The sequence below is a fragment of the Brachybacterium equifaecis genome, from assembly GCF_023509525.1.
In the GTDB taxonomy this organism is placed as follows: domain Bacteria; phylum Actinomycetota; class Actinomycetes; order Actinomycetales; family Dermabacteraceae; genus Brachybacterium; species Brachybacterium equifaecis.
The window spans coordinates 48281-54577 of record NZ_JAKNCJ010000013.1 but is presented as its reverse complement, the minus strand read 5'-3'; the positions used below and the strand labels follow the sequence as shown (position 1 = coordinate 54577).

Here is a 6297-nt window from a genome sequence, read left to right as displayed (position 1 = left end):
TCGTACAAATCCACCGCCCGCTGGCGGAACTCGTCCGTGTAATTCTTCCTAGCCATCCCTTGGATTCTCGCTTCCCCAGCCTCGTGCTGGAATCAGCGTGTCCACGATCAGGGGTCAAGCGCCCCGCACGTTCTCGGAGAACGAGTTCACGTAGTCGCGCAGGTTCTCCTCGAGGTTGTCGGGATCGCCCTGCAGGCTGCGCAGGTCGTGGCGCGACCAGTTAAAGAAGGAGTACGGGTGGTTTGCCCTCGTCTTCAGCATCGCCGCAGGGGGCATTCGATCCCGGTCGAAGCCCTCCAGGTGTGCCACCACGGCGTCCTTCGTCGGCGCGAGCACTGCATCCAGTCTGGCCAGCACAGTGAACGGCAGGATCACATCCCCGTACTGGTGCTGCTTGTACGTGCTGCGCAGGATGTCTGCTGCGTTCCAGATGAACTGAGCGTGGTTGAACACGGGGGAGAGGCTCGCTTCGTCGGCACTGATGGTGGGTCTCAGGCTAGGGCACCGGCGCCGCACAAGGGCTCACCTGCGGCCAGTGCATGCCGCGGCAGCGCGACCCCGTTGCGGTTGCGATGAGCGGAGGTTCACTCCCCTTGCACGTCGACGTCATCGAGGGTCGGCTGGGCCGGGTTGCCGTTGTCCCGGCCGCGGGAAGCTCGTCGATTGCTCGTCGGGAAGGCATCGCCCGGGCCGTACGTGACGGAGGGCCCGCGGCTCGCGGTGCTGGTCTTCACCAGGATCCTGCGATCGACCAGGTCGGAAAGGATGCGCGACGCAGATGTCGGCTTGATGTCGAACATGGTTTGAACCATCCGACCGGTGATCACCCCAGCTTCTCTCACCATCTCGGTGATCTTGCGGGCAGTGTCATCCCCGGATCGAGTGCGGTACCTGACCGCTGGCCCTAGTTCGCGGATGGTGTCGCCCGTCAGCCGGTATTCGCCTGAGCGGCTGTGTGCGGAGTCCGCTGTGCGCTCGATGAGTGCTGAGCCTGGTGCAGAGAGCCCCATGAGGATGGCTTCGGCTTCGTCTTTCGACTTCTGAAGGATCGGGGCCATCTTCTGGGCAGTCGTCGTGCGCTGCTCGAGCAAGTGGCGCAGCACGAGGAGCGTGTCGGGATCGTGGCGGCGGTTAGCGGGCATGCCGGAGACGTAGCGAGCGAAGGGCTCATTGGGAGGGCCGCCGAAGAGATTGATGGTGACTGTGAATCCATCGGTGGAGAACTGCGGAGGTGCATGTCCTACCGAGGTCATGGCGGAGTACATGCGGTCCACGCCCACCCCTGCCGCCTCACCGAGGCTCAGTGAGCGAAGTGCCTGCACCAGGGAAGGATTGCGACTTCGGCTCGGAGTGGTCAGGATGTTGTCCACGGTGACACCTGGCACGAAGCCGCCCGGGGATGTGAGACGGAGCTGCTGCTCGGTCTGCTCCACCTGAACAGGCAGCGCTTGCCGATAGTCGCGGTGCATGAAGGCGTTGACAACCGCTTCGCGGACAGCTCCGTCCGGAAGCTCTCCGATCAGCAGCTGCGCTCCGCCCGGGATGACGATGGCTGTGCGCTGGATACGAGCATCGATCATTTCGAGTGTGCGCTGAAGGGCCCAGAGGCCTGATCCTGAGATCTGCTCATTCGCGCCGAGGAGTCCGGCCGTGGACACGCGGTGGGTGTATTGCACGTGGGGCGCACCGTCGTCGACGAAGAGCGAACGGCCGCCATTGGTGAGCCGCCCATCGATCAGGATCCCGAGCCGACGGCACAGGTCGGGCCAGCTGGCTTCCGCCCATGAGCGCCGCTCCCCGTCGGTGGAAGCGCGAAGGAGGTCACGAGCGATCTCGACCGCGATCGGGGATGCGTCGTCGGGGCTCTTGCCTGAGTCCTTGGCGGACCAGTCGTCACCCCGGCGGTCCTGCAGGAGGGTGGCGATCCGCGAGGCGGTCATCGGATGGCAGGAGCTGCCGATTCGCTCGGTGGCGATGCCCTTGACCTGGTGGATCTCGGGGCTGGCGGGGACATGGATCACGAGGAGGTGCGTGCCATCGAACTGCTCTGCTTCGGCGATGACATTGAGTGCGGGATTGGTGAGCTCGTAGATTCGTGCGACGGTCCGGACAGGGTCGAGTTCGCAGCCGATGAACGCGTCAGGGCCGCCGGGGGAGTCCTTGACGCCGACGATGATGGTGCCGCCGGCAGAGTTGGCGAAGCAGGCGGCCGCCTGAGCCAGGTCCACAAGCGCATCGGAAGTGGATCGGCCGACGGTCTTGAAGTCGAGCTCCGGACCTTCGAGCTCGGAGGCTGCAGTGCCGCTGCGGATCTGCTCGAGCGTGTCGACGAGGTCGATCATGCGTTTCCTCCGAGTTTTTACATGCTACCGGGTCTCATCCTAGGGTAAAACTCTGCAAAGGTCTGCAGCGAAGGGCCGGTCGCGCGTCTCGGGATCTGCGCAGGCAGCGGGCCCGAGCCCTCACCCCTCCCGCTGGATCCACCGCACCCCCACGCCGCGCGCCGGGCCGTCGGGATCCTTCTCGATCCGATGCGTATCAGCGAGGTAGCGCAGCACGCTCGTGACCTCGCGGCCCGATGCGCCGGTCGCGCGCACGACGTCGCGATTGCTCACCGCGCGCTGGGATTCGACGGCCTCGAGGATCCACTGCTCGATCGCTCCTGCGAGCGGGGCTGATCCTCCCACCTGGCCGAGTGCATCGCGGGCGGTGCCGGAGAGTTGCCATTCGCGGGGATCCTGCGCTGGGGCGAGGAGACCGACGACGCTCAGCCATTCCAGCTGAGCGGCAGCTTCGTCTCGGCCGACCTGGAGCAGCCGGGACGCCGTCTGCGCGGAGATCGTCGGGGCGCTCTCCAAGTGCTTCAGGGTGCTCAGAGCGCTCAGCGAGCGCACCTGCTCCCGCGGGAATCCATGGGAGCTCAGTGCAGCGACCCAGCGGACGAACTCGTCGTCCGCCCGGCCCGCGGTGAACGTGACGGCGAACTGGAAGTCGTCGGCGTCGATGGTGGGCGGGGTGCGTCCGCTGCTGAGCATCGAGACCCACATGCGGTCGTTGGCGGTGCATGTTCGCGCCATCGGATCGAGCAGCGACGGCACAGGGAGCCCTGGCACAGTGGGGCGCTCCAGCATCGGTTAGAAGGTGGGTCTCGTGAGCTTGGCGGTCCGTGATCGAAGCAGGGCATACGAAGTGCGCCGCCACGGTGCCATGAAGGCAAAGTCCATCGGTTACCTACAGCGGTCCCCGATGCTGCTGGAGTGGGGATCAGTCACAAAGACGGTGACAGCACAGATCGCCTCCCGCCTCGCACTGGCAGGCGAAATTGACTTAGCAGCGCCCGTGACTGCGTATCTGCCAGGTTCGCAGCTACCAGAGTGGGTTGATGTCTCATCGCTCATCGCGCACACCTCCGGCCTGCCCTCATTACCCCCAGGCACGCCACTGACCGCTCTCGACCCGTATGCCCATTTCACTACGGCATTCTTTGACGAAAACGTGGTGCCACAGCTCGGGACGATGCACGACGGCACACTCGGAATCTGGAGCTACTCGAACCTCGGCTATGCAGTCCTCACGCGCGCGTTAGAGAAGGTGACGGGGAGAGATTGGGCAAGCCTGGCCAGTGCGCTGGTTCTCGACCCTTTAGGCCTGGACCAGGCAACAACACACCACGACCCCCAGCGCATCGTGCAGCTCCGAACCTGGGGCGGTGGCATTCGCTCAACATGGGTCGACACCGGCCCGTTCGTCGGTACGGGAGGGCTCCTCAGCACCTTCGAGGATCTGTGTCGGTACGCCCAGAGAATGGCCACCGCGCCCTGGGTAGAGCACCGCCCCGTCGGATGGGTGCGCTCACGGGGGCTGTGGTGGCACAACGGACATAACCGTGATCAGGGATCGTTCGTAGGGTTCGACGACCACGGAGCGACCACGGTCGTCGTGCACACACTTGGCTACCGGGTGGGAACCGCAGACCGGATCGCAGCGAAACTGAACCGCGATCCGCAACCTCGCTGACACCCGTGCCATAAACGGTCGAATCCGCGCGAGGTCTCCTCCGCGAGGCCCAGGGTGTGGAGCGCCCGCATCAGCACCAGGTTGCGGGGTCGCGACGGGGTGCTGAGCAGACGGTCCGCGTCGACTCCTCGGGGCAGCCCGCCCGGAGAGATGACCGAGAGGGCCACGGGGGACTGATCCACCACGATCGGCAGGGATGAGGACCAATCGCGATGGATGAAGGCGTTGGAGACGGACTCGTCGATGGCCTGCGCGGGGAAGTTCGGGATCGGCACCTCCTGCCCCGTGGGCAGCTCCACGCGGGCCGCCTCCGGGTCGCGGAGAGTCTCCACGCGGTCGCGCATGGCGGCCATCGCCTCGAGCATGGGGCCTCGGTACCCCGTTGCCGAGGGCTCTCCGCCGGGGGCGCGCCGCCACAGATGCCGGGCGATGAAATCGTGCGCTTCTGAGCGACCCAGCAGGACCTGAGCGGCCCGCAGGAGCCTTCCGTGGCCGTCGATGACTCCCATGCGCCGCAGGACGTCGAGGTCCGAAGCCGCGGGCCTGTCCGGCTCGCGCTGCTCCAGCAGACGGCGGGCGTGCGCGATCGCGCCGGGGTCGAGATCACTGATGCTCAGGGCGGTGGGGCGAGCCGTCAGGTCCGGATTGGCGCGCTCGAAGCCGATCTGCTGGCGCAGGTCGTCGGTGAGAGGCACGCACGAAGTGCCCTCGCGACGGCTAGCGGCCATGTTCTTCCGGCTGTAGACCGACAGCCCCTGCGGCACCCGGATGTCGAGCAGACGCACCTCTCCCACGTGGAACTCGCGGATCTCGACGGAGAGGTTCGGCTGAGTGCGGTCGAAGATGCGCCGGCGCAGCAGGTCCGGATCGGCGTCGGTCCCGGTGAATGCGGCCGGGCCGGCGGTCCTGTCGGCGACGCCGAGGATCACGTGCGATTCGCCGTCGGCATTGGCGAAGCAGATGGCGGTGTCCAGCACGATCTCGGCGAGGCGGGCATCGGGATTCCCCGCGGGTCGAGCCGCTCGCGCCGGGTCCTCGGTGAAGTCGAGGTGCTGGCCCTCGAGGCTGTCGGCCATCGCTCCGTCGAGGATCGCGCGCAGCGCGAGAGCGACCTCATCGGGAACGACCCTGTCGATCGCGGCATCGGGCGGCGGAGCGGGAGTGGACATGCCTCGAGCCTAGAGTTGGTGGTCAGTAATTTTAACAACTACAAAACAACTGACAACTACTCGCGCAACAACTGCTCCGTGCCCAGCCTCAGACCCCAGGCGGACCCGGGATCAGACCCGCAGGAGCCCGAGCCCACCGCCCTGAGCCCACCGACCTGCCCGCCGCGCCGAGCACTCCGCCCCGCCCCCAGCCCTCTGGCCCGAGGTCGCGCGCCCTGCCGACGGAAGTCGCACGCTCCTCGACAGGAGCGCCGGGTAGATTCCAGTCGTCGTCCAGTCCAGGGAGTCATGCCATGTCATCCGTTCCGCCCGCCGCCCTGCCGCCGTCCGAGCCGCCGGCGCCGCACGTGCCGTCCGCGCCGACTCCCGAGCCTGCCCGCGAGCCCCAGTCGGCCGCCGCCTCGACCTCCGCGCAGGCCAGCGCCTTCGCGCAGGCGCAGCAGGAGCCGCTGTCTCCGCCGCGCCGCGGGCTGAGCCCCTGGATCGCCCTCGCGGCCGTCGCAGTCCTCGGCCTCCCGATCGTCGGCGGCACCGGCGCGGCGATGTATTTCCTCGGCGAGTCGGCGGCGAGCGCCTCGGCGCCCGGTGCACCGGAGGCCGAGAGCCCCTGGGACTTCCTGCCTCCCAGCGGGACCGTCACCGGGGCCGACGGCACCGAGAAGCCGGAGGCCGGCACCGAGGAGCAGCCCGCGGCCGTCGGCGACGTCCTCACCTGGCCGACCCCCGAGGGCGGCACCGTGCGCGTGGTCGTCTCGGGGATCGACGAGGACGCCGACGCGCTCGTAGCCGACGCGGATCCCGAGAACCCGCCGGCCGACCACGGCACCCACTACACGCAGATCGCCCTCGAGGTGAGCGTCGAGGGCGAGGGGGTCGTGGACCCCTTCGAGGACATCTGGGTGACCGCCGAGACCGACGGCGAGAGCACCAGCGACGCCGACGTGCGCGCGATCCCCGCCGATTCTGTGCGCGAGATCGGCGGGCTCGGCGACGGCGAGTCCGGCTCCGGGACCGTGCTGCTCATGGTGCCGGAGGAGGCCGAGGGCGGCGTCCAGTACTCGATCGCGCCGCTCGGAGCGGATCCGCTGTTCATCGCCGGAGAGTGAGCAGG

6 protein-coding genes are annotated in these 6297 nt (G+C 67.6%); 2 read left to right on the top strand and 4 right to left on the bottom strand.

Annotation, left to right across the window (positions count from 1 at the left end; all coding sequences use genetic code 11):
* Nucleotides 1–114: 114 nt before the first annotated feature.
* From Bequi_RS13835 to Bequi_RS13825, 3 genes are all read right to left on the bottom strand, one after another.
* Nucleotides 115–453, bottom strand: coding sequence for a type I restriction-modification system subunit M N-terminal domain-containing protein (locus tag Bequi_RS13835; RefSeq protein WP_249738523.1), 339 nt, complete (start codon nt 451–453; stop codon nt 115–117).
* A 131-nt stretch (nt 454–584) separates the two neighbouring features.
* Nucleotides 585–2342: an ATP-binding protein gene (locus Bequi_RS13830; protein WP_249738522.1), complete on the bottom strand. Its 1758-nt coding sequence runs from the start codon at nt 2340–2342 to the stop codon at nt 585–587.
* A 120-nt stretch (nt 2343–2462) separates the two neighbouring features.
* Nucleotides 2463–3131 (bottom strand): hypothetical protein, encoded by a 669-nt coding sequence (locus Bequi_RS13825; protein WP_249738521.1) that lies wholly within the window; start codon nt 3129–3131, stop codon nt 2463–2465.
* A 76-nt stretch (nt 3132–3207) separates the two neighbouring features.
* Between Bequi_RS13825 and Bequi_RS13820 the strand changes: the two genes are divergently transcribed.
* The gene (locus Bequi_RS13820; RefSeq protein ID WP_249738520.1) at nt 3208–4017 is read left to right on the top strand and encodes a serine hydrolase domain-containing protein; all 810 of its coding nucleotides are present in this window, start codon (nt 3208–3210) and stop codon (nt 4015–4017) included.
* On the opposite strand, the gene Bequi_RS13815 is transcribed toward Bequi_RS13820, so the two are convergent.
* A complete protein-coding gene (locus Bequi_RS13815; RefSeq protein WP_249738519.1) occupies nt 3954–5186 on the bottom strand; it encodes an RNA/DNA-binding domain-containing protein in 1233 nt (410 codons plus the stop codon). The genes Bequi_RS13820 and Bequi_RS13815 overlap by 64 nt on opposite strands.
* Before the next feature lie 293 nt (nt 5187–5479).
* On the opposite strand from Bequi_RS13815, the gene Bequi_RS13810 reads away from it, so the two are divergent.
* A complete protein-coding gene (locus Bequi_RS13810; protein WP_249738518.1) occupies nt 5480–6292 on the top strand; it encodes a hypothetical protein in 813 nt (270 codons plus the stop codon).
* Nucleotides 6293–6297 lie beyond the last annotated feature (5 nt).

Coding starts and splice junctions, on each gene's coding strand:
- Bequi_RS13830 (WP_249738522.1), bottom strand. CDS start 2,342: ATGATCGACCTCGTCGACACGCTCGAGCAGATCCGCAGCGGCACTGCA.
- Bequi_RS13825 (WP_249738521.1), bottom strand. CDS start 3,131: ATGCTGGAGCGCCCCACTGTGCCAGGGCTCCCTGTGCCGTCGCTGCTC.
- Bequi_RS13820 (WP_249738520.1), top strand. CDS start 3,208: ATGAAGGCAAAGTCCATCGGTTACCTACAGCGGTCCCCGATGCTGCTG.
- Bequi_RS13815 (WP_249738519.1), bottom strand. CDS start 5,186: ATGTCCACTCCCGCTCCGCCGCCCGATGCCGCGATCGACAGGGTCGTT.
- Bequi_RS13810 (WP_249738518.1), top strand. CDS start 5,480: ATGTCATCCGTTCCGCCCGCCGCCCTGCCGCCGTCCGAGCCGCCGGCG.